Annotated in this window: 24 protein-coding genes and 2 tRNA genes; 16 read left to right on the top strand and 10 right to left on the bottom strand. The window is 64.7% G+C overall.

The genetic code is table 11. From position 1 onward, the window contains the following. Positions 1-5: 5 nt before the first annotated feature. Positions 6-82, bottom strand: a tRNA-Met gene (locus BLS61_RS00415). A 144-nt stretch (positions 83-226) separates the two neighbouring features. Here BLS61_RS00415 and dinB point away from each other — a divergent pair. Then, complete coding sequence (gene dinB / locus BLS61_RS00410) at positions 227-1,279, top strand: DNA polymerase IV (protein WP_090425851.1); 1,053 nt, start codon at positions 227-229, stop codon at positions 1,277-1,279. A 443-nt stretch (positions 1,280-1,722) separates the two neighbouring features. On the opposite strand, the gene BLS61_RS00400 is transcribed toward dinB, so the two are convergent. From BLS61_RS00400 to BLS61_RS00385, 4 genes are read right to left on the bottom strand one after another with little or no spacing between them, the layout of a single operon-like run. Then, complete coding sequence (locus BLS61_RS00400) at positions 1,723-2,121, bottom strand: META domain-containing protein (RefSeq protein ID WP_090425844.1); 399 nt, start codon at positions 2,119-2,121, stop codon at positions 1,723-1,725. A 4-nt stretch (positions 2,122-2,125) separates the two neighbouring features. Next, positions 2,126-2,557 (bottom strand): hypothetical protein, encoded by a 432-nt coding sequence (locus BLS61_RS00395; protein ID WP_090425841.1) that lies wholly within the window; start codon positions 2,555-2,557, stop codon positions 2,126-2,128. Positions 2,558-2,584: 27 nt separating this feature from the next. Next, positions 2,585-3,580 (bottom strand): 2-hydroxyacid dehydrogenase, encoded by a 996-nt coding sequence (locus BLS61_RS00390; RefSeq protein WP_090425838.1) that lies wholly within the window; start codon positions 3,578-3,580, stop codon positions 2,585-2,587. Positions 3,581-3,589: 9 nt separating this feature from the next. After that, positions 3,590-6,340: a response regulator gene (locus BLS61_RS00385; protein ID WP_090425835.1), complete on the bottom strand. Its 2,751-nt coding sequence runs from the start codon at positions 6,338-6,340 to the stop codon at positions 3,590-3,592. A gap of 118 nt (positions 6,341-6,458) precedes the next feature. Between BLS61_RS00385 and BLS61_RS00380 the strand changes: the two genes are divergently transcribed. The 7 genes from BLS61_RS00380 to BLS61_RS00350 all read left to right on the top strand — a co-directional run bounded on the left by BLS61_RS00380 (position 6,459) and on the right by BLS61_RS00350 (position 14,832). After that, positions 6,459-7,169, top strand: coding sequence for a response regulator transcription factor (locus BLS61_RS00380; protein WP_090425831.1), 711 nt, complete (start codon positions 6,459-6,461; stop codon positions 7,167-7,169). Then, on the top strand, positions 7,166-8,503 hold the full coding sequence (locus BLS61_RS00375) for a sensor histidine kinase (RefSeq protein ID WP_090425828.1): 1,338 nt from the start codon (positions 7,166-7,168) through the stop codon (positions 8,501-8,503). Before BLS61_RS00380 ends, BLS61_RS00375 begins: the two co-directional genes overlap by 4 nt. Before the next feature lie 98 nt (positions 8,504-8,601). After that, complete coding sequence (gene cysM / locus BLS61_RS00370; protein WP_090425825.1) at positions 8,602-9,507, top strand: cysteine synthase CysM; 906 nt, start codon at positions 8,602-8,604, stop codon at positions 9,505-9,507. After that, the gene (rlmD, locus tag BLS61_RS00365) at positions 9,507-10,859 is read left to right on the top strand and encodes a 23S rRNA (uracil(1939)-C(5))-methyltransferase RlmD (RefSeq protein WP_090425821.1); all 1,353 of its coding nucleotides are present in this window, start codon (positions 9,507-9,509) and stop codon (positions 10,857-10,859) included. Before cysM ends, rlmD begins: the two co-directional genes overlap by 1 nt. 127 nt (positions 10,860-10,986) lie before the next feature. After that, positions 10,987-13,230, top strand: a complete 2,244-nt coding sequence (relA, locus tag BLS61_RS00360; protein ID WP_090425818.1) for a GTP diphosphokinase — start codon at positions 10,987-10,989, stop codon at positions 13,228-13,230. A 63-nt stretch (positions 13,231-13,293) separates the two neighbouring features. Beyond that, positions 13,294-14,124: a nucleoside triphosphate pyrophosphohydrolase gene (gene mazG, locus BLS61_RS00355; RefSeq protein ID WP_090425815.1), complete on the top strand. Its 831-nt coding sequence runs from the start codon at positions 13,294-13,296 to the stop codon at positions 14,122-14,124. 168 nt (positions 14,125-14,292) lie between these two features. Further along, positions 14,293-14,832, top strand: coding sequence for a DUF2058 domain-containing protein (locus tag BLS61_RS00350; RefSeq protein ID WP_090425812.1), 540 nt, complete (start codon positions 14,293-14,295; stop codon positions 14,830-14,832). Between the two features lie 131 nt (positions 14,833-14,963). On the opposite strand, the gene BLS61_RS00345 is transcribed toward BLS61_RS00350, so the two are convergent. After that, on the bottom strand, positions 14,964-15,236 hold the full coding sequence (locus BLS61_RS00345; protein ID WP_090425809.1) for a Rho-binding antiterminator: 273 nt from the start codon (positions 15,234-15,236) through the stop codon (positions 14,964-14,966). Positions 15,237-15,380: 144 nt separating this feature from the next. Beyond that, positions 15,381-16,628 carry an OprD family porin gene (locus BLS61_RS00340; RefSeq protein WP_090425806.1) on the bottom strand — a complete coding sequence of 416 codons (1,248 nt, stop codon included), beginning with the start codon at positions 16,626-16,628 and terminating at the stop codon, positions 15,381-15,383. A gap of 322 nt (positions 16,629-16,950) precedes the next feature. On the opposite strand from BLS61_RS00340, the gene BLS61_RS00335 reads away from it, so the two are divergent. After that, a complete protein-coding gene (locus BLS61_RS00335) occupies positions 16,951-18,090 on the top strand; it encodes a DUF5610 domain-containing protein (protein ID WP_090425803.1) in 1,140 nt (379 codons plus the stop codon). Between the two features lie 47 nt (positions 18,091-18,137). Then, the gene (locus BLS61_RS00330) at positions 18,138-18,374 is read left to right on the top strand and encodes a glutaredoxin family protein (RefSeq protein ID WP_090425800.1); all 237 of its coding nucleotides are present in this window, start codon (positions 18,138-18,140) and stop codon (positions 18,372-18,374) included. A 62-nt stretch (positions 18,375-18,436) separates the two neighbouring features. On the opposite strand, the gene BLS61_RS00325 is transcribed toward BLS61_RS00330, so the two are convergent. The 3 genes from BLS61_RS00325 to mobA all read right to left on the bottom strand — a co-directional run bounded on the left by BLS61_RS00325 (position 18,437) and on the right by mobA (position 19,543). After that, positions 18,437-18,513, bottom strand: a tRNA-Pro gene (locus BLS61_RS00325). A gap of 132 nt (positions 18,514-18,645) precedes the next feature. Continuing rightward, the gene (locus BLS61_RS00320; RefSeq protein WP_090425797.1) at positions 18,646-18,867 is read right to left on the bottom strand and encodes a YgdI/YgdR family lipoprotein; all 222 of its coding nucleotides are present in this window, start codon (positions 18,865-18,867) and stop codon (positions 18,646-18,648) included. 85 nt (positions 18,868-18,952) lie between these two features. Next, on the bottom strand, positions 18,953-19,543 hold the full coding sequence (gene mobA, locus BLS61_RS00315; protein WP_090425794.1) for a molybdenum cofactor guanylyltransferase MobA: 591 nt from the start codon (positions 19,541-19,543) through the stop codon (positions 18,953-18,955). A gap of 67 nt (positions 19,544-19,610) precedes the next feature. Between mobA and moaB the strand changes: the two genes are divergently transcribed. The 6 genes from moaB to BLS61_RS00285 all read left to right on the top strand — a co-directional run bounded on the left by moaB (position 19,611) and on the right by BLS61_RS00285 (position 24,129). Further along, positions 19,611-20,150 (top strand): molybdenum cofactor biosynthesis protein B, encoded by a 540-nt coding sequence (gene moaB / locus BLS61_RS00310; RefSeq protein ID WP_090425789.1) that lies wholly within the window; start codon positions 19,611-19,613, stop codon positions 20,148-20,150. Next, positions 20,147-21,361: a molybdopterin molybdotransferase MoeA gene (locus BLS61_RS00305; RefSeq protein WP_090425786.1), complete on the top strand. Its 1,215-nt coding sequence runs from the start codon at positions 20,147-20,149 to the stop codon at positions 21,359-21,361. Before moaB ends, BLS61_RS00305 begins: the two co-directional genes overlap by 4 nt. Before the next feature lie 149 nt (positions 21,362-21,510). Continuing rightward, positions 21,511-22,131: a C40 family peptidase gene (locus BLS61_RS00300; protein WP_090425783.1), complete on the top strand. Its 621-nt coding sequence runs from the start codon at positions 21,511-21,513 to the stop codon at positions 22,129-22,131. A gap of 84 nt (positions 22,132-22,215) precedes the next feature. Then, positions 22,216-22,740, top strand: a complete 525-nt coding sequence (locus BLS61_RS00295; RefSeq protein WP_090425780.1) for a C40 family peptidase — start codon at positions 22,216-22,218, stop codon at positions 22,738-22,740. Positions 22,741-23,055: 315 nt separating this feature from the next. After that, on the top strand, positions 23,056-23,757 hold the full coding sequence (locus BLS61_RS00290; RefSeq protein WP_376782541.1) for a CsgG/HfaB family protein: 702 nt from the start codon (positions 23,056-23,058) through the stop codon (positions 23,755-23,757). A gap of 15 nt (positions 23,758-23,772) precedes the next feature. Then, positions 23,773-24,129, top strand: a complete 357-nt coding sequence (locus tag BLS61_RS00285; RefSeq protein ID WP_090425774.1) for a DUF4810 domain-containing protein — start codon at positions 23,773-23,775, stop codon at positions 24,127-24,129. The last annotated feature ends 1 nt before the right edge of the window (position 24,130 follow it).

The raw sequence follows: 24,130 nt of genomic DNA, 5'->3' as shown, positions 1-24,130 counted from the left end.
GAAGCTGGTTGCGGGAGCAGGATTTGAACCTACGACCTTCGGGTTATGAGCCCGACGAGCTACCAGACTGCTCCATCCCGCGTCTGTGGGGCGGCATTCTACAGCCAGATGATCGGGTGTCAACCGCTATTTTCAAGAAAAGTGTTTTCAACTCAGGTGCTTAGCGTTAAACAGCTGTTAGACTCCTGGGCTCCAGGCCAGGCTGGGCAAGGCTTTCGAGGGTGATGTGCGCAAGATAATTCACGTGGACTGCGACTGCTTCTACGCCGCCATCGAGATGCGTGACGACCCGAGCCTGGCCAATCGTCCGCTGGCCGTTGGCGGTTCGGCGGACCGTCGCGGGGTGATCGCCACCTGCAATTACGAGGCGCGTGCCTACGGCGTGCGCTCGGCGATGTCGTCGCGGCATGCCTTGAAGCTGTGTCCGGATCTGCTGATCGTCAAGCCGCGCTTCGAGGTGTACCGCTCGGTGTCGCGGGAAATCCACGGCATCTTTCGTCAGTTCACCGACCTGATCGAGCCGCTGTCGCTGGATGAGGCCTATCTGGACGTCAGCGACTCGCCGCATTTTGCCGGCAGCGCCACGCGTATCGCCCAGGAGATTCGCCGCCGCGTGGCGCAGGAGTTGCACATCACGGTGTCGGCCGGGGTGGCGCCGAACAAGTTCCTGGCCAAGATCGCCAGCGACTGGCGCAAGCCCAATGGGCTGTTCGTCATCACGCCGGATCAGGTCGATGACTTCGTGGCCGAGCTGCCGGTGAACAAGCTGCACGGGGTTGGCAAGGTCACGGCGGACAAGCTGACGCGCTTAGGGATTCGCACCTGCCTGGATCTGCGCGACTGGAACAAGCTGGCGCTGGTGCGCGAGTTCGGCAGTTTCGGTGAGCGCCTGTGGCGCCTGGCCCACGGCATCGACGAACGTGAAGTGAAGGTGGATAGCCGCCGCCAGTCGCTGAGCGTGGAGCACACCTACGAGCAGGACCTGCCGGATCTGCAGGCCTGCCTGGCGAAGCTGCCGGCACTGCTCAAGGAAATGAACGGCCGCCTGCAGCGCCTGGATTCCAGCTACCGGCCGGACAAGCCCTTCGTCAAGGTCAAGTTTCACGACTTCACCCAGACCACCCTGGAGCAGGCGGGGGCCAGTCGCGATCTGGAAAGCTATCGGCAGTTGCTGACCAGCGCCCATGCCCGTGGCGACAAGCCGGTGCGCCTGCTCGGCGTCGGGGTCAGGCTGCACGATCTGCGCGGCCGGCAGGAGCAGCTGGAGCTGTTCGCGTAGCCCGGATGAAATCCGTGGTGTTCTTGAGCCTGGACCCGGATTGCATCCGGGCTACGTAGGGTGCGTGTGTTGAATGTGCCAGAGGTTTTAGCCGCGAGGTTTATCGCGGCTGAAGCCCCTCCCACAGGAACAGTGCGTAGCCCGGATGAAATCCGTGGTGTTCTTGAGCCTGGTCCCGGATTGCATCCGGGCTACGGAGGGTGCGTGTATTGAATGTGCTGGGCGCTTTAGCGGCGAGGGTTTATCGCGGCTGAAGCCGCTCCCACAGGAACAGTGCGTAGCCCGGATGAAGTCCGGGGTGTTCTTGAGCCGGGACCCGGACTGCATCCGGGCTACGTAGGGTTGCCTGTGTTGAATGTGCTGGGCGCTTTAGCCGCGGGGTTTTATCGCGGCTGAAGCCGCTCCTGCAGGAGCAGTGTGCGTCCTGCAGGGCGAGCCTCGTGTCACTCCGCCCAGAGGCGAATCGGCTTGCTGCCGGCGGGCCACAGCTGCAGCTGGCCGATGCCGTTGAAATCCCAGCGCTTGACTTCGCCGAGCGCGGCGAGGAAGCGCTGCTCCTGTTCCATCAGCGCCGGGGCGCACATCTTGCGGGTGCTACCGGCGGGCTCGAAGCTGAGCGCGTCGCCCTTGAGCGTATAGCCGGCGAACCAGTGGTTGCAGCCGGCATGGCCATGGGCGCGGCCGTCAGCGGCGAAGGTGATGGTCAGGTGGCTGCGGTCGATCAGCGGACGTTCGCCGATCCATTCCACGCGGTAGCTGCGCTCGGTTTCCAGCTGCGGTGCATCAGTGGCGCAGCCGGCCAGGGTGGCGGCGAGCAGGGCGAAGGGCAGGGTGCGGTTCATGGTGTCAGGCCTCCTGGCAGGTGCGACACAGATGCCGGCCGGCGTCGTTGCGCCAGCCCAGTTCGGCGATGCGGGCCTCGGCGGCCGGGGCTTGCGCTGCCTTGCCGAGGGACGCATCGACGGCGAATTCGAAGTCCAGCTGCTTGCCGCAGCTGTCGCAGTTGACCTGCCAGTTGTGAATGGCCAGCTCCTTGAACTGCGGGCCCTTGCACACCGCCAGCCATTGGCCGGGCGGATTGATCAGATGGCGGACCTTCTCCACATCCAGGCGCATGTGCAGGTCGCGGCTGCCCTTGAGGGTGACCAGCAGCGTGTCGCCCGCCTGGATCGAGCCGCCGTTGCCGGTGACCTGGTAGCGGCCCGGCGCCAGGGCGCGGCATTCGGTGAGGGTGTGTTGCGGGTTGAGCAGGGAATAACGGAAATCGTGTTCGGCCATGGGTCCTCCGGATCAGCCGGCATGCTATCACGCGCCAGCCCTGACCTCATTGCTCGGCCGGCCGGCGAGCCAGGCGGCGATGTTGTCCAGCGTGGTCTGGGCGATGGCGGCCAGCGCTTCGTGGGTGAGGAAGGCCTGGTGCGCGGTGACGATGACATTGGGAAAGGTCAGCAGGCGGGCCAGGGTATCGTCCTGCAGCGGCAGGTCGGAGTGATCTTCGAAAAACAGTTCCGATTCCTCTTCATACACGTCCAGACCCAGGTAGCCGAGCTGGCCGCTTTTCAGCGCGCCGATCAGCGCTGGGGTGTCGATCAGGGCGCCGCGGCCCGTATTGATCAGCATGACGCCGCGCTTCATCTGTGCCAGGCGGGTGGCATCGATCAGGTGGTAGCTGGCCTCGGTCAGTGGGCAGTGCAGGCTGAGGATATCGCTCTGGCCGATCACCTCGTCCAGCGGCGCCTGGCGTGCGCCTATGGCATCGAGCCCGGCGAGCGGGAATGGGTCGTGGATCAGCACCTGGCAACCGAAGCCCTGCATGATGCGGGCGAATACCTGACCGATCTTGCCGCCGCCGATGATGCCGACGGTCTTGCCGTGCAGGTCGAAGCCGGTCAGCCCGTGCAGGGAAAAATCGCCTTCGCGGGTGCGGTTGAACGCGCGGTGGATGCGCCGGTTCAGCGCCAGTACCAGAGCCGCCGCATGCTCGGCCACCGCATGTGGCGAATAGGCTGGTACCCGTACCACCGGTAGGCCGAGGCGTTGCGCGGTGACCAGGTCGACATGGTTGTAGCCGGCCGAGCGCAGGGCGACCAGGCGCGTGCCGCCAGCGGCCAGGCGCTCCAGCACCGGCGCCGACAGATCATCATTGATGAAGGCGCAGACCACCTCGCAGCCGTCGGCCAACGCGGCGCTGTCGTGGGTCAGGCGCGTCTCGTGGAATTGCAGATGCCAGTGCGATGGCCTGTGGGCTGCGAGGAACGACTGGTGATCGTAAGGTTTGCTGCTGAACAGGCAGATTCGCATGACGCTTCCTCAGGCGCTCTGCGCCGCTGCTTCGGTCAGGCGCGCGATGGCATCGTCCAGCTCGTCCAGGGCGCGTTGCGCCTCGGGGTCATCCTGCTTGAGCAGCGTTTCGCTGCGCTGACAGGCGGCGCGCAGCTGCGGCACGCCGCAGTAGCGGGTGGCGCCATGCAACCGATGAACCCGCTCGATCAGCGCCGTGCGTTCGCCGGCATCGCGCGCCTGGCGGATGGCCTGGCGATCACCCGGCAGGCCGGCCAGCAGCATGCTGAGCATGTCGGCGGCCAGATCGGCCTTGCCGGCGGCCAGGCGCAGGCCCTCTTCGGCGTCGAGCACCTTGGGCTGCAACTGGGTTGGTGCAGCCGCGGCGATCTTGTGATTCGGCTGGTTGCGCAGGTTCAGGCCGGTCCATTTGAGCACCACCTGGGCCAGTTGGCGTTCGTTGATCGGCTTGGTCAGGTAGTCATCCATGCCGCTTTGCAGCAGGGCGCGTTTCTCGTTGGCCAGGGCGTGGGCGGTCAGGGCGATGATCGGCGTGGCGCTGCGGCCTTCCTCGCTTTCCCATTGGCGGATTCTTTCGGTGGTTTCGCGGCCGTCCATGCCGGGCATCTGCACGTCCATGAACACCAGGTCGAAGCTGCCCTGCTGGACGGCTTCCAGCGCGGCGTAGCCGCTGTCCACCGCTTTCACCTGAGCGCCGAGGTCCTCGAGCAGGGTCTGCACCAGCAACAGGTTGGCCGGGTTGTCGTCGACGCAGAGGATCTGCGGCCGGCGCGTTTCGCTGATGGCGACCGGTTCGCTGACCGGGCGCTGCGGGCTGACCATTTCCACCAGCGCCTTGTGCAGCTTGCGCGTGCAAGGCGGCTTGGCCTGCAGCTGGGTGTAGGCATCGGGCAGCGATTCGTGGAACAGCCCCAGTTCGGTGGTCGGGCACAGCACCAGTGCCTTGCAGCCGAGCCGGTCGAGCTCCCAGATGCGCTGGCCGAGGGCGTCGGGCGGTAGCTGGCTGGCGGTGATGCCCAGCACGGCCAGGCTCAGCGGCCGTTCACCGTGCTGGCGTTCGGTCACGGCCTCGAAGAGCTGGCCGGGGGCGGTGAAGCTCTCCACCTCCAGACCACAGTCTTCGAGTTGATGGACCAGCGCCTGGCGCGCCAGCTCGTGGCTCTCCAGCACCGCGACGCGGCGGCCCTGCAGGGCGGCGCGCGGCAGGTCCTCGGCGTCGTCGCGGGCCTTGGGCAGGGTCAGGGTGATCCAGAATTCCGAGCCTTCGCCGGGCGTGCTGTCGACGCCGATCTCGCCGCCCATCTGCTCGATCAGGCGCTTGGAAATCACCAGGCCGAGGCCGGTGCCACCGGCCTGGCGGCTGAGCGAGTTGTCAGCCTGGCTGAAGGCCTGGAACAGTGCGCGCAGGTCTTCGTCGGACAGGCCGATGCCGGTGTCCATCACGCTGATGCGCAGCTGCGCACTGTCGGCGCTCTCGTCCTCGACCATGGCGCGCATGACGATGGTGCCCTCGCGGGTGAACTTGATCGCGTTGCTCACCAGGTTGGTCAGCACCTGTTTCAGGCGCAGCGGGTCGCCGCGCAGGGCCAGTGGCGTGTCGCGATAGATCAGGCTGACCAGCTCCAGCTGTTTTTCGTGGGCCGCTGGGGCGAGGATCGTCAGGGTGTCCTGCAGCAGGTCACGCAGGTTGAAGGGGATGGATTCGAGCACCAGCTTGCCGGCCTCGATCTTGGAGAAGTCGAGCACCTCGTTGATGATGCCGAGCAGGCTGTCGGCGGACTTTTCGATGGTCGACAGGTAATCCTGCTGGCGTGGGCTGAGCTCGCTCTTCTGCAGCAGGTTGGTGAAACCGAGAATGCCGTTGAGCGGGGTGCGGATCTCGTGGCTCATGTTGGCCAGGAACTCTGACTTGATGCGGCTGGCCTCCAGGGCCTCCTTGCGCGCGAAGTCCAGTTCGATGTTCTGGATCTCGATGGTCTCCAGGTTCTGCCGCACGTCCTCGGTGGCCTGCTCGATGCTGTGCTGCAATTCCTCCTGGGCGTTCTGCAGGGCCTCGGCCATGCGGTTGATGCCCGCGGCCAGTTCGTCCAGCTCAACGCTGCCCAGCGGTGGCAGGCGGGTTTCCAGGTGGCCGTCCTTGAGCTGCGCCACGCCGGCCTTGATCGCACGCAGCGGCTCGTTGATGCTGCGGCCCATGCGCAGGGCGAGCAGGGCGGTAACGGCAAGGCCGCCAGCGATCAGCAGCAGGCTGGCGAACAGGCTGCGATAGCCGGTCAGTAGCGTGCCCTGGTGCGACAGTTCCAGTTCGACCCAGCCGAGCAGATCCAGCTTGCGCTCCTCGTCGATGTTGTCGCTGAGCACCAAGTGCTGATCGTAGACCGGCAGCAGAAAGCGCGTGGCATCCTGGCCGCTGAGCAGACTGACGCCCGGCTGCCCGCCGGGTGAGGGATTGAGCATGCTCGGCCCGGCATGCGCCAGCGATGCGCGCTCGGGGGAGAGAAAACCCGCGGCGCGAACGTCTGGATGTTCCAGCGCCTGCTGGGCGATGCGTTCGAGTTTTTTCACGTCCTTCTGTTCCAGCGCCGGTGCTGCCAGGGGCGCCAGGTGTTCGACCAGCATCTCGCCACGTTGCAGCAGCTGGGTCTGCAGGCCGGAGAGCTGCACCCAGGTGAAGTAGCCACCGAGCACCAGCGCCAGCAGGCTGGTGGGCAGCAGGGTGAGCAGCAGTACGCGGCCCTTGATGCCTAGATCCTTGAACACGACCTTCCTCCTTCAGAACATCTGGGCAGTGTAGCGATTCGGCGCGCGGGAATCTGTAGGTGAGCGATTGTCGTTTAGTAGGTAGAATTGTTCTCATTCTGCCCGTTCGGTTCTTCGCATGATGACCTCCTTTCCCGCCTCGGCTCGAATCCTCGCCGTCGAGGACGATCCGTTGCTTGCCGGCCACCTGCAGTCCCATCTGCAGGGCTGCGGTTTCGACGTGACGCTCAGCCATGACGGCAGTGAAGGCCTGCAGCTGGCCGAAAGCGAGGACTTCGACCTGATCCTGATGGATATCATGCTGCCGGGGACCAATGGTCTCGAGGCATTGCAGCGTCTGCGCCGGCAGCGCAGCGTACCGGTGTTGCTGATGTCGGCCCTCGGCGACGAGCAGAACCGCATCGCCGGGTTCAGCCAGGGGGCCGATGACTACCTGCCGAAACCCTTCAGCCTGGGCGAGTTGAGCGTGCGGGTCGAGGCCATCCTGCGCCGCGTCGCCTATGAGCGCCGCGAACCGCAACCGAGTACGGCCGGCAGTGATCTGCAGTTCGACGAAGGGCGCAGCGATGTCGCCTTCTGCGGCCACTGGGTTGGCCTGACCCCTAGCGAATACCGCGTGCTGGAGCTGCTCTGGCGGCACCCGGACGAGGCCCTGAGCAAGCCCTTCCTCTATCAGCAGGCGCTACGCCGCGCCTACGCCCAGCACGACCGCAGTCTGGACATGCATGTCAGCCATATCCGCCGCAAGCTGCAGGCCGTCGGTTACGAGGCTGCGCGCGTCGACACCGTCTGGGGCAAGGGCTACGTCCTGGTAAAGGCCGGCACATGAGCCTACCGGCAAGGCACTCGCTGCTCTGGCGCCTGGCCGGCGCACTGGCCCTGTTCTGCCTGCTGCTGGTCAGCCTCTACGCGGATGTTGGCCGGCTGTTGCTCGAGGCCACCTCGTATCTGCCCGAATCCACCCGGCAGACGCTCAAGGGCTATGCCCGCGAGGCGGAAGCGAGCTGGCAGGAGCGGGGCACGCCAGGCGTCGATGCCTTCTTGCAGCGCCTGCAGGAGCGCGAGCGGATCTGGGCCGTGGTGGTCGATGCGCACAAGGATTCGCTGTCCTCGCAGCCGCTGACCGCCGAGCAGGCGCAGCGCCTGGATTTCGTTCGCCGGCTGGATTTCCCCGTGGGGCGGCCGGGTGGCACGCCGACCTTCTACATTCCCTTCACGCAAAGCGAGGCCCGGTTGGTGCTGGAGCTGCCGCAGCGCCTGGATCCGCGCCAGTACAACGCGCTGATCTCGCTGCTGCTGCAGCGCGTGCTGCCGGCGATTCTGGCGGTCGTTGTGGCACTGCTGCTGTACCGCTTGCTGATCGCGCCGCTGTCCATCCTCCGGCGGCAGGCCGCAGCACTCAGCGCCGGCGACCTGTCCGCCCGGCTCGGGCCGCAGGTGACAGGGCGCCAGGACGAACTGGGCGAGCTGGCGCGCACCTTCGACCACATGGCCGAGCGTCTTGAGCGTACCGTGGCGTTCCAGCGCCAACTGCTGCGCGACCTGTCCCACGAGCTGCGCACGCCGCTGGCGCGCCTGCGCGTCGCCGGCGAGAGCGAGCAGGACATCGACGCCCTGCGTCAGCGCCTGGGACGGGAGATCCAGGCCATGGAAAAGCTGGTCGGCGATGCGCTGGAACTGGTCTGGCTGGACACTGAACGACCCAGCCTGCCGCTGGAAGAGGTGGACGTCGTCCGGCTCTGGGACGTATTGCGCGAGAACGCCTCGTTCGAAACCGGCTGGCCGGTCGAACGCATGCCCTGCGACCTGCCCGCGGACTGTCGAGTGCGGGGCAACCTCAACGGCCTGGCGCAGGCGCTGGAGAACATCCTGCGCAATGCCATTCGCCACTCGCCGGACGGCGGCGTGGTGTGCCTGGCTGGCCGGCGTCAGGGAGAACAATGGGTGTTGTGGATCGAGGATCAGGGGACGGGGGTCGCCGAGGGCGAGTTGGAGACCATCTTCCGCCCCTTCACCCGCCTCAGTGCCGCGCGGCCCGGTGGCGACGGTTTCGGCCTGGGTCTGGCCATCGCCCGCAGCATGGTGCAGACGCAGGGCGGCCGCGTATGGGCGCACAACGGTGAGCCCGGGCTGCGCGTGCATATCCAGCTGCCGGCGACCTGAGCCTGCCGCGCAGCGCCGCGTTACGTTCGCGGGATGCTGCGCTCGCGGGTTCGGCGTATCATGACGCCCCTTCGCGTCAGTCTGGATTCGAGCGACCCATGACCCTGCAATTCCCCACCATTGCCGACTGCGTCGGCAATACCCCCCTGGTACGTCTGCAACGCCTGGGCGGTGATACCAGCAACACCCTGCTGGTCAAGCTGGAAGGCAACAACCCGGCCGGTTCGGTCAAGGACCGCCCGGCGCTGTCGATGATCACCCGCGCCGAATTGCGCGGCGACATTCAGCCTGGCGATACGCTGATCGAAGCCACCAGCGGCAATACCGGCATCGCCCTGGCGATGGCGGCGGCGATCAAGGGCTACAAGATGATCCTGATCATGCCGGACAACTCCACCGCCGAGCGCAAGTGGGCGATGACTGCCTACGGCGCCGAGCTGATTCTGGTCAGCAAGGAGGAGGGTATGGAAGGCGCCCGTGACCTGGCCGAGCGACTGCAGGCCGAAGGTCGCGGCAAGGTGCTCGACCAGTTCGCCAATGGCGACAACCCCGAGGCGCACTACAGCGGCACCGGCCCGGAAATCTGGCGCCAGACCGGCGGGACCATCACTCACTTCATCAGCTCCATGGGCACCACCGGCACCATCATGGGCACCTCGCGCTACCTCAAGGAGCAGAACCCGGCGATCCAGATCGTCGGCCTGCAGCCGCAGGAAGGCTCAGCCATCCCCGGCATCCGTCGCTGGCCGCAGGAATACCTGCCGAAGATCTATCAGGCCGAACGGGTCGACCAGGTGATGGACATGGGCCAGGCCGAGGCCGAGCACGTCATGCGGCGTCTGGCGCGGGAAGAGGGCATCTTCTGCGGCGTGTCTTCCGGCGGCTCGGTGGCCGGCATGCTGCGCCTGTCGCAGCAGGTGGAGAACGCGGTGCTGGTAGCGATCATCTGCGATCGCGGCGACCGCTACCTGTCCACCGGCGTTTACCAAGAACCGGCGCACTGATGGCCAGACGCAGCTCCAACCTGCGCTTTCAGCCCAGCGGCGGCAGTCGCGCGGCGCAGGTCCCGGTCGGCAAGAAGCAGAAACTCGCCATCGAGCGCCTGGCCGGTGACGGTCGCGGCATCGCCTTCGAAGGCGGGCGCACCTGGTTCGTCAGCGGCGCCCTGGCTGGCGAGCAGGTCGAGGCGCGGGTGCTCGGCGCCCGCAGCCAGACCGTCGAGGCGCGCGCCGAACGCATCATCGTCGCCAGCAGCGAGCGTCGCGAGGCGGCCTGCATTCATGCCGAGCGCTGCGGCGGTTGCAACCTGCAGCACATGCCGCATGCCGATCAGCTCGCCCTGAAACAGCGCACGCTCACCGAGCAGTTGTCACGTTTGGGTGGCGTGCAGCCGGATGAATGGGCGGCGCCCCTGGTCGGTCCCGAGTTCGGCTACCGCCGCCGCGCGCGCGTTGCCGTGCGCTGGGATGCCAAGGCGCGTCAGTTGCAGGTCGGTTTCCGCGCCGAAGCCAGCCAGGACATCGTCGCCATCGACGACTGTCCGGTACTGGTACAGCCCTTGCAGCCGATTTTCAGGGCATTGCCGGCGCTGTTGCGCAGCCTGGAAAAACCGCAGGCGGTTGGGCATGTGGAGCTGTTCAGCGGCACCGCCGAAGCCGTGCTGCTGCGCCATACCGCGCAGCTACTCGAGGCCGACCTGAGCCGTCTGCGCGCCTTCTGCGGCGAGCATCGCGCGCAGCTCTGGCTGCAGGGCGAGGGGCAGCCGCAGCCTGACGATCCGGCGGCCGAGCTGGGGTTCGAATTGACGCGCTGGCAACTGCGGCTGGCCTATCGCCCGGGCGATTTCGTGCAGGTCAACGGTCCGGTCAACGAGGCCATGGTCGCTCAGGCGCTAGACTGGTTGACAGTGCAACCCGGCGAGCGGGTGCTGGACCTGTTCTGCGGCCTGGGCAATTTCGCCCTGCCGCTGGCGCGTCAGGCGGCCGAAGTGGTGGCCGTGGAAGGTGTCGAGGCGATGGTCGCGCGGGCTGCGGCCAACGCACGGAGCAACGGGCTGGACAATGCGCACTTTTTCCGTGCCGACCTGTCCAACCCGCTGGCCAATGAAACCTGGGCGCGTGGCGGTTTTGCCGCTGTGCTGCTCGATCCGCCGCGTGATGGCGCGCTGGAGGCGGTGCGTGGGATGAGTGCATTGGGCGCTCAGCGTCTGGTCTACGTCTCCTGCAACCCGACCACCCTGGCGCGCGACGCTGCGGAGCTGGCGCAGCAGGGATACCGGCTGCGCCGTGCCGGGATTCTCGACATGTTCGCGCAGACCGCGCATGTCGAAGCCATGGCATTGTTCGAAAAGATTTAGCGGTAAGTGGCACGTTCGGTGTCACAGGGACGTACAGGAGGTACGTTCTTTCAGTTAATCCGACCGGCTCAGAGAAGGCCGGCGACTGCTCGGTGCGACCTATGCGCACCGTAGGGAAGGTAAGACGATGGTTCAGGTAAGAGCGCATCAGCCAGTCAACGATGACGGCAGCATCAATCTCGAGGCCTGGCTGGATCATGTCGCCAGCGTCGACCCGGCGCTGGATCGTCAGGCACTGCAAGAGGCCTGCGAATTCGCCCGCGATCTGGAGCAGCAGGCCAACACCACCCAGCATCACTGGAGCGAGGGCGCCTCGACGTTCCGCGCCGGCCTCGACATCGCGGAAATCCTCGCCGACCTCAAGCTCGATCAGGATTCACTGGTCGCGGCGGTCATCTATCGTGGCGTGCGCGAAGGCAAGATCACCCTGGCCGCGGTGCATCAGCGTTTCGGTCCGGTGGTGGCCAAGCTGATCGAAGGCGTGCTGCGTATGGCGGCGATCAGCGCCAGTATCAATCCGCGTGAATCGGTGGTGGTCGGCTCGCAGACGCAGGTAGAGAACCTGCGCAAGATGCTGGTGGCCATGGTCGACGACGTGCGCGTGGCGCTGATCAAGCTGGCCGAACGCACCTGCGCCATCCGCGCGGTCAAGGAAGCCGACGAAGAGAAACGCCAGCGTGTGGCGCGCGAGGTGTTCGACATCTACGCACCGCTGGCCCACCGCCTGGGCATCGGCCATATCAAGTGGGAGCTGGAAGACCTGTCCTTCCGCTACCTGGAGCCGGAGCAGTACAAGCAGATCGCCAAGCTGCTGCACGAGCGCCGTCTGGATCGCGAGCAGTACATCAACGACGCCATGGCCCACCTGCGCCAGGAGCTGGAAGCCACCGGCATCAAGGCCGACATCAGCGGCCGGGCGAAACACATCTATTCGATCTGGCGCAAGATGCAGCGCAAGGGCCTGCAGTTCAGCCAGATCTACGACGTGCGTGCGGTGCGCGTGCTGGTGCCGGAGGTGCGTGACTGCTACACCACCCTGGGTATCGTGCACACCCTGTGGCGGCACATTCCCAAGGAGTTCGACGACTACATCGCCAACCCCAAGGAGAACGGCTACCGCTCGCTGCATACTGCCGTGCTCGGTCCGGAAGGCAAGGTGCTGGAAGTGCAGATCCGCACCCACGCCATGCACGAAGAAGCCGAACTGGGCGTGTGCGCGCACTGGCGCTACAAGGGCACCGACGTCAAGTCCGGCTCCAACCACTATGAAGAGAAGATTTCCTGGCTGCGTCAGGTCATCGAGTGGCACGAGGAGCTGGGCGATATCGGCGGTCTGGCCGAACAGCTGCGCGTGGACATCGAGCCGGATCGGGTCTACGTCTTCACCCCCGACGGCCACGCCATCGACCTGCCCAAGGGGGCCACGCCGCTGGACTTCGCCTACCGCGTGCACACCGAGATCGGTCACAACTGCCGCGGCGCCAAGATCAACGGCCGTATCGTGCCGCTGACCTACAGTCTGCAGACCGGCGAGCAGGTGGAGATCATCACCAGCAAGCAGGGCTCGCCGAGTCGCGACTGGCTCAACCCCAACCTGGGCTACGTCACCACCAGCCGCGCGCGGGCCAAGATCGTCCACTGGTTCAAGCTGCAGGACCGCGACCAGAACGTCGCTGCCGGCAAGCAGCTGCTCGAACGCGAGCTGGCGCGCCTGGCCCTGCACGGCGTGGATTTCGACAAGCTGGCCGAGAAGGCCAACCTGAAAATCGCCGAGGACCTGTTCGCGGCGCTGGGTGCCGGCGACGTGCGCCTGGCGCATGCGGTCAACCTGGCCCAGCAGCTGGTCGAACCGGAGCGCAGCAGCGAGCAGCTCGAACTGATCCCACGCAAGGCGCAGGGCTTCAAGCCGGGCAAGCGCGGCGACATCCAGATCCAGGGTGTCGGCAACCTGTTGACGCAGATGGCCGGCTGCTGCCAGCCGCTGCCGGGAGATCCCATCGTCGGCTACATCACCCTCGGTCGTGGCGTCACCATTCATCGCCAGGATTGCCCCACCGCGCTGCAGCAGTCCGCGCGCGAGCCGGAGCGGATGATCCAGGTGAGCTGGGGGCCGGTGCCGGTGCAGACCTACCCGGTGGAAATTGTCATCAAGGCGTACGACCGCTCCGGTCTGCTGCGTGACGTCACCCAGGTGCTGCTCAACGAGAAGCTCAACGTGCTGGCGGTCAACACGCGCTCGAACAAGGAGGACAACACCGCCTCCATGTCGATCACCGTGGAGATTCCCGGGCTCGATGCGCTTGGCCGTCTGCTGGCGCGTATCGGCCAGTTGCCCAATATCATCGAGGCGCGCCGCCACCGGGCCAATTGAGTGGCAAGTCTCAAGCTGCAGGTACCGGGCTTTTCACTTGCAGCTTGAAACCCAGGAGATTCCATGTACCAACTCAACGACCTGCTGCACCTGATGGCGCGCCTGCGCGATCCGCAACACGGCTGCCCCTGGGACCTCAAGCAAAGCTACGCGAGCATCGTGCCCTACACCCTGGAAGAGGCCTATGAAGTCGCCGATGCCATCGAGCGCGGTGATTTCGATCACCTGCCCGGCGAGCTGGGCGATCTGCTGTTCCAGGTGGTCTATTACAGCCAGCTGGCGCAGGAGGAGGGGCGTTTCGATTTCGCCCAGGTGGTCGACGGCATCACCGCCAAGTTGATTCGCCGCCATCCGCATGTGTTTCCCGACGGCGACCTGTATGGCGCGCCGGATGCGGCCAAGCTTGAGGAGGCGGCGGTCAAGCAGCGCTGGGAAGAACTCAAGGCCCAGGAGCGCGCCGAAAAGGCCGCCGCCCCCGAGCAGCTGTCGCTGCTCAATGACGTCCCCACTGCGCTGCCGGCGCTTTCGCGTGCGGCCAAGCTGCAGAAGCGTGCGGCGCAGGTCGGTTTCGACTGGCCCGAAGCACTGCCGGTGGTGGACAAGGTGCGCGAAGAGCTGGACGAAGTGCTCGAAGCCATGAGCGAGAACGATGCCGAGGCGGTTGCCGAGGAAATCGGCGATCTGCTGTTCGTCGTCACCAACCTGGCGCGGCACCTGAAGGTCGACCCGGAAGCCGCGCTGCGCGCTGCCAACGGCAAGTTCGAACGACGCTTTCGCTTCATCGAGCAAAGCGTGCGCGAAGCCGGGCGCAGCCTGGACGAGTGCAAGCTGGAAGAACTGGACGCCCTGTGGGGCGAGGCCAAGAAACTGGAGAAGCAGGCGCCCGGTTGCTGAGAACCGTAGCCAGGACGCAATCCGGGAAATGCCTTATTCGTTCCCCCGGATTGCATCCGGGCTACGCGGCTGGAGCGGCGGGCTGTAAGCCATTATGCTGGGCGCCTTGGACTGGCAGCGCGAATCTGCGTCGCTGCCGCAACGAAATCATGTTCGGAATATTTAGCCATGGGTCTTTCCCTGCGCGACCAGCTGCTCAAAGCCGGCCTGGTCAACGAAAAACAGGCCAAGCAGGTTGGCAAGCAGCAGCAGAAGCAGAAGCGTCTGGCGCACAAGGGCCAGGCCGAGCTGGACGACAGCGCGCGCCAGGCTGCGCTGCAGGCGCAGGCCGAAAAGGCCGCGCGTGATCAGGAGCTCAACCGTCAGCAGCAGGAGAAGGCCGAACAGAAGGCCCGTGCGGCGCAGATCAAGCAACTGATCGAGCGCTCGCGCCTGCCCAAGCTCGACGGCGAGGACTACTACAACTTCGTCGATGACAAGAAGGTCAAGCGCCTGCCGGTCAACACCATGATGCGCAACAAGCTCTCCAACGGCTGGTTGGCCATCGTTCGCCATGGCGGTGGTTACGAAGTCATTCCGCGTGAGGCTGCGCTGAAAATCCAGGAGCGCGACGCCTCGCGCATCGTCCTGCTCAACACCCATGTCGAGGAGCCGGATGCCGATGATCCCTACGCGGCCTATCAGATCCCTGACGATCTGATGTGGTAATACAGCGTTACTTCACGCGTGCGTAGGGTGCGCTGCGCGCACCGAGTATTGGTGTGACGACTGCCGGTGCGCATGGCGCACCCCAACCCGCAGGTGCGCATGGCGCACCCCAACCCGCAGGTGCGCTGCACTCAGCAGCGATTGCCGCTCAACAGCACCCGACCGAAGCTGGCGCCTGCGTCCAGCGGCGTGATCGCCAGCAGACGATCCATGCGCAGGCGTTGCTCGCCTTCTGCCGTGCGCACCAGCAGAAATTCTTCCTTGCTCGCCGTGGTTTCGGTGTTCAGGGCCTGGCCCTGCAGTCGTGCACCGTCGACCAGTTCGATATCCAGGCGATAGCGATGCAGGCAGGCGATCTCCAGGTAGTCATAGAGATCGCAGGCCAGGGGCTGGTAGTCGTCCATCGAGTCGTCCTCCGCATTGTTCTGAGCCTAGCCGAGGCTTGCGGGCATTACCGGCTGTGCATGAAAACGCCGCAATCCCCAGAGGGCATTGCGGCGTTTCTCGTTTCGGTGGCAATCGCCCTGCGTGGAGGCGATGCCTTGGTCTTACATCAGCGGGATGGTGTAGCTGACGATCAGACGGTTCTCGTCCAGGTCGCCGATGCTCGCGTTGGAGCGCACCATCGCGTTACGCCAGCGCACGCCGAGGTTCTTCAGCGGGCCTTCCTGGATGATGTAGCTGATATCCACGTTGCGCTCCCATTCCTTGCCGCTTACGCCGCCCACACCGTCAAAGCCATCGCCGGTTACGTAGCGCACGAAGGCGGTCAGGCCAGGAATACCGTAGCTGGCGAAGTTGATGTCATAGCGCGCCTGCCAGGATTTCTCGTCCTTACGGGTGAAGTCGAGAATCTGGAGGTAGTTGACGATGTACGGATCGGTTTCGTTCAGGAACGGGAAGGCATTGTCGCCACCGACCTTCTGATAGCCCAGGCGGAAGGTATGGGCGCCGATGCCGGCCCACAGGTTGACCGATGTCAGGTCGTTGTCCAGCTTGCCGCCGAGTTTGCGGCCGTTGTCCTGGGAGTCGAAATAGGCCAGGTTGGCGCCCAGCTTCCAGTCGCCGATCGGCTGCACATGGATCAGGTTGTACAGCTTCTGGTCGTAAATATCTTCCAGCTCGCCATACCACAGGCCGACCGTGGTGTTGCCGCCGTTGAACTTGTAGTCGCCACCAGCGTAGTTGTAGCGATCGCTCCTGCCGCCGACGTTGGTGGCGAGGATGTCCTGACGGTCGGTGGAGTTGCGGAAGTTCACTTCGCGTAGCTGTCCACCATTGACGGTCAGACCGTCGATTTCCTGCGAGGTCAGCATCGCGCCAGTGAATACCTGCGGCAGCAGGCGCGAGTCGCCGGACGAAACGATGGGCAGCTTGGGCATCAGGCCGCCAACCTTGGCCACGGTCTTGGATATACGTGCCTTGACCGCGCCGGTGGCTTCGGAATATTCGTCCGGTCCTTCGTTGCCGAAGGCATTGGGCAGCAGGTTAGTGCCGGCGCGCTCGTCGGAGGAGTCCAGTTTCAGGCCCAGGCCGGCGTAGGCGTCCAGACCGAAGCCAACGGTGCCCTCGGTGAAGCCTGATTCGGCCTTGAGTATGAAGCCCTGTGCCCACTCTTCGCGCTTGGATTGCTGGGCGGAAGTGGTCTCGCGCAGGTCGCGGTTCATGTAGAAGTTGCGTAGTTCCAGGGTGGCCTTGCTGTCACCAATGAAGTCGGCGTGAGCCAGGCTCGGCATGGTGAGGCTGGCGCCCAGCGTGGCGAGAGCCACGGCGCGGGCGAGGGGAGTCTTACTCATTATTATTGTCTCCTCGTTGTTATGGTGAGCTCGGCCACGATGTGACCGGCCAGTTACGGCGCGATGAAATAAAACACTTCGCCGAGGAGTCGACTCTAAGACTTTAGTCTGGCGCAGCAGCCAAGGCGGTTGGCATTCGGGGGCCTCGGATTCTCTAGGACGGGTGCTCGCGCGGAACGTGGCTGTTGCACCGCAGGTCTAAAAAAATGCCTTCAAGCCGAAGGAAAGGGCGATCAGGCAGGGACCGTTGGTCGATAAATGGCTAAAGCTTGCCTTTTTCCGGCCGTTAAGTTCGGCAGATAACCTATTCGGGTACCCAGTCATGAATCCCTTGAACTCACTCAATTCCGCCGCATCCCGTACCGCGCAAGCCAGCCAGTCCATGGCGGCACGCAACAATGCAGCCGATGCGCAGGCCACCCTGGCCAATCGCCTTGCCGAGAAACTGGGTGTGCCGCCGGGTTCGCTTTCCGGATCGCGTGATGACTACACCCCGGAGAAGGTCGCCGGGCGGATTCTCGATTTCATCGAGCAGCGCCTGCAGAGCGAGGCAGCTGCTGGTGCCGATTCGGCCAAGCTGGGCAAGCTGCTGTCGCAGGCGCGCGAAGGCGTGGAGAAGGGCTTCGCCGAGGCGCGCAAGATTCTCGATGGCATGGGCGTGCTCAAGGGGCAGGTGGCCAGCGATATCGATGACACCTACAAGCGCATTCAGGATGGCCTTGGCGATCTCGACAGGCGCTTCGGCGGCGCCGCTCCGAGTACCTCGAGCCCGGTTGCCATGGCCGGTTACAGCGAGCGCTTCAGTGCCCTGGCCGAAACGTTCGATCTTTCCGTCACCACTCGCGATGGTGATCGCCTGCGCATTTCCGTGGCGCAGGCTTCGGCCAGCTGGTCGCAGAGCAGCTTCGCGGCCTCCAGCGATGGCAAGTCCACGAGCGTGGCCGGCAGCAGCCAGTCCGGCAGCCTGCGCATCGGCGGTTGGCAGGTGAATGTGGAGGGCGAGTTGGACGACGACGAGATCAAGGCGCTGGAGAAGCTATTCAGCCAGGTGCAGGAACTCTCCGACAAGTTCTACGCGGGTGACCTGGCCGGGGCATTCGACCGGGCCATGGCGCTGGAGATGGATGGCGAACAGCTGGCCTCGATGTCGCTGCGCCTGACCCAGACCAGCATTCGTCAGGCTACCGACGCCTACGGTGCAGTGGCCGGGCAGGGCGCCAGTGCGGTCAACGGCGGGCTGCAGGAATATGCGCAGGGCCTGCTCGATGCGCTGCGCAGCGCCAACGACCTGGCGCAGAATGCCGGCGGTGTGCTCAAGGAGCTGCTCAAGGGCGGCTTCTCGCTCGATGAGCGCTTCGACCTGCCGCGTCTGGAGAAGGCCGACAGCCTCAACCGCAGCCTGATCGATGGCCTGCAGTCGCTGCTTGCCGGTCAGGCCGGCAAGAACGTCGACGCGAGCTGATCCGGGCCGGTGCTAAACTGCGTGCCTTGCCAGAGTGAGGTGCGCACATGACGCCTGAATGCCAACTTTTCGGAACCCTGGGGTGTCATCTTTGCGAGGTGGCCGAGGCGCTGCTGATGCCGTTCGTCGAGAACGGTCTGCTGGTCGAGTTGATCGACATCGCCGAGCATGAGGGGATGGTCGAGCAGTACGGTCTGCGTATTCCGGTACTGCGCCGTTGCGATACCGGCAGCGAGCTGAACTGGCCATTCGATGCCGATCAGGTGGTGGCCTTTTTGAGCTGAAAGGCTGCCGCCGACAAATCGCAGGCAATAAAAAACCCGCCGGTTAGGGCGGGTTTTTGATTTGGTCGGAGAGACAGGATTCGAACCTGCGACCTTCTCGTCCCGAACGAGACGCGCTACCAAGCTGCGCTACACTCCGAATGAGGCGTATTCTACCGAAAAACTTTTACCGCACAAGGGGTTAGCCTGAAAAAATCTACGGGCCACTCATCCCTCGATGCGGCCGGTGCGAGCGCCGCTGTCGTTCGCCAGTCGCCTCGAGGCTCTCGCCTCAGAGTTCCTTGACGGTCTGCACCTGATCCTTGTTGATGGTGGCGCGCTTGCCGTCGAGTTGCTCGAATTCGTAGAAACCGGATTCTTCATCGAATTTGGGCTTGTCCACGGTCTGGATCTCGCGCCCGTCATTCAGGGTGATCACCGACGGTGTGGAACAGCCGGCCAGAACGGCGAAGCCGATGGTCATCAATAGGGCGGGGATGGTCCGTTTGCTCATGGTTTGTCTCCTTGCATACGAATGGGTGCCATACCCTCGCTCAGACGTAAAACAGTCGTATGAGTTCCGCAGCGGGCGTTTCGCTTCAGCGATCAGGCACAGGTTGCCCCAGCGTTTCCGGGGTGTTGAGGTTGGCCAGTCGGGGGTCTTCCGGCTGGCAATCGACGGCGATCGGCGACAGTCTGCCGAACCAGCGTTGCGGGCTGCGCTCGCCGGCCTGCCAGGCCTGTTCCAGATCATCCTTCAGGGCTGTCGGCAGCAGGCAGAACAGCGGTTGCCAGTAAGGGCCCTGGCGAATCACCACCGGCTGGCTGCCGGCGTGGGCGAGTAGCGCCTGGATCAGCGCGCGGTCCACCAGTGGTGCATCGCAGGGCAGTACCAGCATCTGCTCGTGGCGTGCCGCAGCCATGCCGGCGCGAATGCCGGCCAGCGGCCCCTGAAAGTCCTGATCCGCATCGGCGACCAGCCGATCGGCATAGGGTGCGTAGCGCTCGGAGTTGCGATTGCAGGAGATGATCAGGTCATCGCTCAGTGGCCGGGTCAGATCATGCAGCCAGGCGATCAGCGGCCGGCCACACCATTGCATCAGCCCCTTGTCGCGCCCGCCCATGCGCTGGCCCCGGCCACCGGAAAGCAGCAGCACCGAGCAGGCGGGAAGGTGAGGGGATGCAGGCATGTGGCAGTCTCCGGGATCAGGCTGTGTGATATAACAGCGCCCATTCTCTCGCAATTGGAAGCCTGCCATGAACCACAAGGCCGATGCGGTTTTCGTGCCGCTGAACATTGCCGTGCTGACCGTCAGCGATACGCGCACGCTGGAGACCGATACCTCGGGGCAACTGCTGGTCGATCGCCTGACCGCTGCCGGGCATCAGCTGGCCGAACGTGTGCTGCTCAAGGACGATCTGTACAAGATCCGCGCGAAGGTGGCGACCTGGATCGCCGAGGATCAGGTACAGGTCGTGGTGATCACCGGAGGTACCGGTTTCACCGGGCGCGACAGCACGCCGGAAGCGGTCGCCTGCCTGCTGGACAAGCAGGTCGACGGTTTTGGCGAGCTGTTCCGGCAGATTTCCGTGGCCGATATCGGCACTTCGACCGTGCAGTCGCGCGCGCTGGCCGGCCTGGCCAATGGCACGCTGGTGTGCTGCCTGCCGGGCTCGACCAACGCCTGTCGCACCGCCTGGGACGGCATTCTCGCCGAGCAACTGGATGCACGGCATCGTCCCTGCAATTTCGTACCGCACCTCAAATCGGTGGGCGCCTGCGAGTCGCGCGGATGAGCGCTTGCGATCACCCCGGGCTGATGCCGATGGAGGCGGCGCTGGAGCGTCTGCTGACATTGGCCGACGCCGCTGCCATCGAACAGACCGAGCAGGTTGCGCTGGCCGACGCCGCTGGCCGGGTACTGGCCGAACCGCTGATCGCAGCGCTGGACCTGCCGCCCTGGGCCAACAGCGCCATGGACGGTTATGCCCTGCGCCTGGCTGACTGGAACGGCCAGCCGTTGCCGGTCAGTCAGCGTATCCAGGCCGGCACTGCGCCCGAGCCTCTGCAGCCGGGAACCTGCGCGCGTATCTTCACCGGCGCGCCGCTGCCGGCAGGCGCCGATAGCGTGGAAATGCAGGAGAACGTCGAGCTCGATGAAGCCGGGCTCGTGCATCTGCGCGAGCCGCTGAAGGTCGGGCAGAACGTTCGCGCTCAGGGGCAGGAAACCCGCATCGGCGAATGCGTGCTGCCGGCCGGCACGCGCCTGGGACCTATCGAGCTTGGGCTGGCTGCTTCCCTGGGGGCGGACCAGCTTGCGGTGCGTCGGCGCCTGCGCGTTGCGGTGCTGTCCACCGGTGACGAGCTGGTGGAGCCGGGCCAGGTGCTCGGCCCGGGGCAGATCTACAACAGTAACCGGCGCCTGCTGATCGCCTGGTTGCAGCGTCTGGGCTGCGCCGTGGTCGATGCCGGTATCCTGCCCGATGACCTGCAGCGTACCCGTGAGGCGCTGGGCGGTTTGGGCGATGTGGATCTGATTCTTTCCACCGGCGGTGTGTCGGTGGGCGAGGCGGATTATCTCGGCCTGGCCCTGCGCGAGGCGGGTGAGCTGGCGCTGTGGAAACTGGCGATCAAGCCGGGCAAGCCGCTGACCTTCGGTCATTACCAGGGCGTGCCGGTGATAGGCTTGCCGGGCAACCCGGCCTCGACCCTGGTCACCTTCGGTCTGCTGGCGCGTCCTTATATGTTGCGTCGTCTCGGCGTGCAGCGGGTCGAGCCGCTGGGCTTCGCGGTGCCGGCGGGCTTCACCTGGGGCAAGCCGGGTGTGCGCCGTGAGTATCTGCGTGCGCGTCTGGAGAACGGCCGGGTGGTGCCCTATGCCAACCAGAGTTCCGGCGTTCTACGCAGCGCCGCCTGGGCCGAGGGGCTGGCCGAGGTGATGGAGGGCAGCACGCTGGCCGAAGGCGACATGTTGCGCTTCATTCCCCTGAGCGAGATTCTCGGCTAACCATCCGATTGCCCGGCTGCGCGGGTGGTCGGGCGCTTTAGATGGTGCGGCGAAACCACTGGGTCACATTTCTGACGATAGAATTTGCAAATGAGCGTTATTGAGGGCATAGTCGCGAACTTGTAAATTCAACCGACACGGTCGTGCCCATGCTAAAACGCTTCGCACCCCTCGTGCCTCTTGCACTCACAGTCTTTCTCGCTGCCTGCGCCGGCCACTCGCCGCAGCCGCAGATCAGCGAAGCCAATGTCGAGCCGGTCGCTCGTCCGCTCTCTCATCCGGTCACAGCTGCCGATGATGAAATCAACGCGCTGATCGATGACAAGCCCTACGAAATGCCGCAGCTGGCCGACAGCCTGCTGGATCTCGGGCGTTCGTTGATCGGTACCCGTTACCGCTACGGTGGCAACTCGGTGCAGTCCGGTTTCGACTGCAGCGGTTTCGTCGGTTACCTGTTCCGCGAGGAAGTCGGCTTGGAGCTGCCTCGTTCCACTCGCGAGCTGATCAACCTCGACGCGCCCAAGGTGGCGCGTGCCGATCTGGAGCCGGGCGACCTGATCCTGTTCAACGACCGCGGCCGCGGTCGCGTCAGCCACGCCGGCATCTACCTGGGCGATGACCAGTTCATCCATTCCAGCAGCAGCCGCAGCGGTGGCGTGCGCATCGACAGCCTGGACGACAGCTACTGGAACCGCAGTTACCTGCAGGCCAAGCGCGTTCTTGCGCTGGCTCCGGTGGAAGATCAGGTGGCAGCCAAACGCCACAATTGATGTGTCACGGCGTAACCCCAGGGTTGCGCCGTTTGCCTGCAAACGGCAGAGTAGAGCGCATTCAGGCTCTGGATCGCCTCGCTTATGCCCGTCACGACCCGCGTCGTCCTCATTTCCTTCGCCCTGCTGCTGAGCGCCTGTAGCAGTCGCGCTCCCGCTCCCCAGCCCACCTATAGCCCTCCCGTTTCCTCGTCCTCCTATCAGGGCGGCGCTGAAGACGTGCTGTTTCGTGCGCTGGGCCTGGTCGGTACGCCTTACCGCTATGGCGGCAACACCCCCGATGGCGGCTTCGACTGCAGTGGGCTGATCGGTTACGTGTACCGGGACGCTGCCGGCATCAGCCTGCCGCGTTCCACTCGTGAACTCAGCGCGATGCGCGTGCCCAATGTGCGGCGCGACGCCCTGCAGAGCGGCGATCTGGTGTTCTTCGCCACCAATGGCGGGCGTACCGTCAGTCACGCCGGTATCTATGTCGGCGAGGGTCGCTTCGTTCATGCCCCTTCCACAGGTGGCACGGTGCGCCTGGACAGTCTTGCCGGCGGTTACTGGCAGGGCGTCTACCTCGATGCCAAGCGCATCCTCACCCCGGAGCTGGCGCGTAATCCCTGAGCGCGGGGCGATTCGACCACCTGTTTCAGCCCTGGCTGCCAGGGCTGCGCGTGCCTGCGCCTCGCCTCGCGCACCCCATTGCCCGGCTGGCGCAGGGCGATGTCACTGCGCTTATAAGCACTGAGTCTCATCCTGAGGATGGCAAAGTGCCTTCTGTCTCGCTAGAATCGCCGCGCTTGCAGGATGCACCACTACCCAGGCTGAGCAGTGGATTCAATCGTCAGGGACAGACTCGCCTTTCTCGCTTCGTCTCGCCTGTCCATTCAGGCCGTTCTCTCTGGCGCTCCCCGCTTCCGGTCTTTCGGCATGTGCTGAATGGGCGTATTCATCTATTCGAACGAGGTTTCCATGAAAAAGACCCTTGCCGGCAGTCTTGCCGGTTTGCTTGTGCTGCTCGCCGGTTGCGCCACCGAGCAGTCGCGCACTCTGGAGGTGGCCAAGGTCAATACTGCGCAGGTTACCTACGCAGGTGTACGCAGTCCGATTTCCGTCGGCAAGTTCGACAACCGTTCCAGCTACATGCGCGGCATCTTCACCGACAGCGTCGACCGTCTGGGTGGCCAGGCCAAGACCATCCTGATCACCCACCTGCAGCAGTCCAACCGCTTCAACGTGCTCGATCGCGACAACCTCGCCGAACTGCAGCAGGAGTCGGGATTCTCCAAGCAGGCGCAGCAGGTGCGCGGCGCCAACTACGTGGTGACCGGCGACGTGACCGAGTTCGGCCGCAAGGAAGTCGGTGATCACCAGTTGTTCGGCATTCTCGGCCGTGGCAAGCAGCAGATCGCCTACGCCAAGGTCAACCTCAACATCGTCGATGTGAAGACCTCCGAAGTGGTGTTCTCTTCCCAGGGCGCGGGTGAGTACAGCCTGTCCAACCGCGAGATCGTCGGTTTTGGCGGCACCGCCAGCTATGACTCGACCCTCAATGGCAAGGTGCTCGACCTGGCCATCCGCGAGGCGGTGAACAACCTGGTCAATGGCGTCGACAGTGGCGCATGGAATCCGGCCAAGTAAAGGGAAGCTACGAACATGATCGCCATACGCAAATTGGCCGCCTTGTCCGGGATGTTGGTACTCGGCGTGCTGGGAGGCTGCGCCAGTGGCCCGCAGTCCCTGTATTACTGGGATGGTTACCAGCAGCAGGTTTATCAGCGCTTCGACAGCAAGAGCAGTACCGAAGAGCAGATCGCCGCGCTGGAGGCCAGCGTGCAGAAAGCCCGTGCCGCCGACCGCACGCTGCCGCCGGGCTTCCATGCCCACCTGGGCATGCTCTATGCCGATGTCGGCAAGCTCGATCAGGTGCGCCAGCAGTTCGAGACCGAGAAGGCGCTGTACCCCGAGTCCGCCACCTACATGGACTTTCTGATGCGGAAATTCGACAAATGAA

Source organism: Ectopseudomonas guguanensis (assembly GCF_900104265.1).
Classification (GTDB): domain Bacteria; phylum Pseudomonadota; class Gammaproteobacteria; order Pseudomonadales; family Pseudomonadaceae; genus Aquipseudomonas; species Aquipseudomonas guguanensis.
This window is presented reverse-complemented; position numbering and strand designations above follow the sequence as displayed.

Excerpts from the sequence above, each read along its gene's own strand:
- BLS61_RS00400 (WP_090425844.1), bottom strand. The coding sequence starts at position 2,121 with ATGAACCGCACCCTGCCCTTCGCCCTGCTCGCCGCCACCCTGGCCGGC.
- BLS61_RS00395 (WP_090425841.1), bottom strand. The coding sequence starts at position 2,557 with ATGGCCGAACACGATTTCCGTTATTCCCTGCTCAACCCGCAACACACC.
- BLS61_RS00390 (WP_090425838.1), bottom strand. The coding sequence starts at position 3,580 with ATGCGAATCTGCCTGTTCAGCAGCAAACCTTACGATCACCAGTCGTTC.
- BLS61_RS00380 (WP_090425831.1), top strand. The coding sequence starts at position 6,459 with ATGATGACCTCCTTTCCCGCCTCGGCTCGAATCCTCGCCGTCGAGGAC.
- BLS61_RS00375 (WP_090425828.1), top strand. The coding sequence starts at position 7,166 with ATGAGCCTACCGGCAAGGCACTCGCTGCTCTGGCGCCTGGCCGGCGCA.
- cysM (WP_090425825.1), top strand. The coding sequence starts at position 8,602 with ATGACCCTGCAATTCCCCACCATTGCCGACTGCGTCGGCAATACCCCC.
- rlmD (WP_090425821.1), top strand. The coding sequence starts at position 9,507 with ATGGCCAGACGCAGCTCCAACCTGCGCTTTCAGCCCAGCGGCGGCAGT.
- relA (WP_090425818.1), top strand. The coding sequence starts at position 10,987 with ATGGTTCAGGTAAGAGCGCATCAGCCAGTCAACGATGACGGCAGCATC.
- mazG (WP_090425815.1), top strand. The coding sequence starts at position 13,294 with ATGTACCAACTCAACGACCTGCTGCACCTGATGGCGCGCCTGCGCGAT.
- BLS61_RS00350 (WP_090425812.1), top strand. The coding sequence starts at position 14,293 with ATGGGTCTTTCCCTGCGCGACCAGCTGCTCAAAGCCGGCCTGGTCAAC.
- BLS61_RS00345 (WP_090425809.1), bottom strand. The coding sequence starts at position 15,236 with ATGGACGACTACCAGCCCCTGGCCTGCGATCTCTATGACTACCTGGAG.
- BLS61_RS00340 (WP_090425806.1), bottom strand. The coding sequence starts at position 16,628 with ATGAGTAAGACTCCCCTCGCCCGCGCCGTGGCTCTCGCCACGCTGGGC.
- BLS61_RS00335 (WP_090425803.1), top strand. The coding sequence starts at position 16,951 with ATGAATCCCTTGAACTCACTCAATTCCGCCGCATCCCGTACCGCGCAA.
- BLS61_RS00330 (WP_090425800.1), top strand. The coding sequence starts at position 18,138 with ATGACGCCTGAATGCCAACTTTTCGGAACCCTGGGGTGTCATCTTTGC.
- BLS61_RS00320 (WP_090425797.1), bottom strand. The coding sequence starts at position 18,867 with ATGAGCAAACGGACCATCCCCGCCCTATTGATGACCATCGGCTTCGCC.
- mobA (WP_090425794.1), bottom strand. The coding sequence starts at position 19,543 with ATGCCTGCATCCCCTCACCTTCCCGCCTGCTCGGTGCTGCTGCTTTCC.
- moaB (WP_090425789.1), top strand. The coding sequence starts at position 19,611 with ATGAACCACAAGGCCGATGCGGTTTTCGTGCCGCTGAACATTGCCGTG.
- BLS61_RS00305 (WP_090425786.1), top strand. The coding sequence starts at position 20,147 with ATGAGCGCTTGCGATCACCCCGGGCTGATGCCGATGGAGGCGGCGCTG.
- BLS61_RS00300 (WP_090425783.1), top strand. The coding sequence starts at position 21,511 with ATGCTAAAACGCTTCGCACCCCTCGTGCCTCTTGCACTCACAGTCTTT.
- BLS61_RS00295 (WP_090425780.1), top strand. The coding sequence starts at position 22,216 with ATGCCCGTCACGACCCGCGTCGTCCTCATTTCCTTCGCCCTGCTGCTG.
- BLS61_RS00290 (WP_376782541.1), top strand. The coding sequence starts at position 23,056 with ATGGGCGTATTCATCTATTCGAACGAGGTTTCCATGAAAAAGACCCTT.
- BLS61_RS00285 (WP_090425774.1), top strand. The coding sequence starts at position 23,773 with ATGATCGCCATACGCAAATTGGCCGCCTTGTCCGGGATGTTGGTACTC.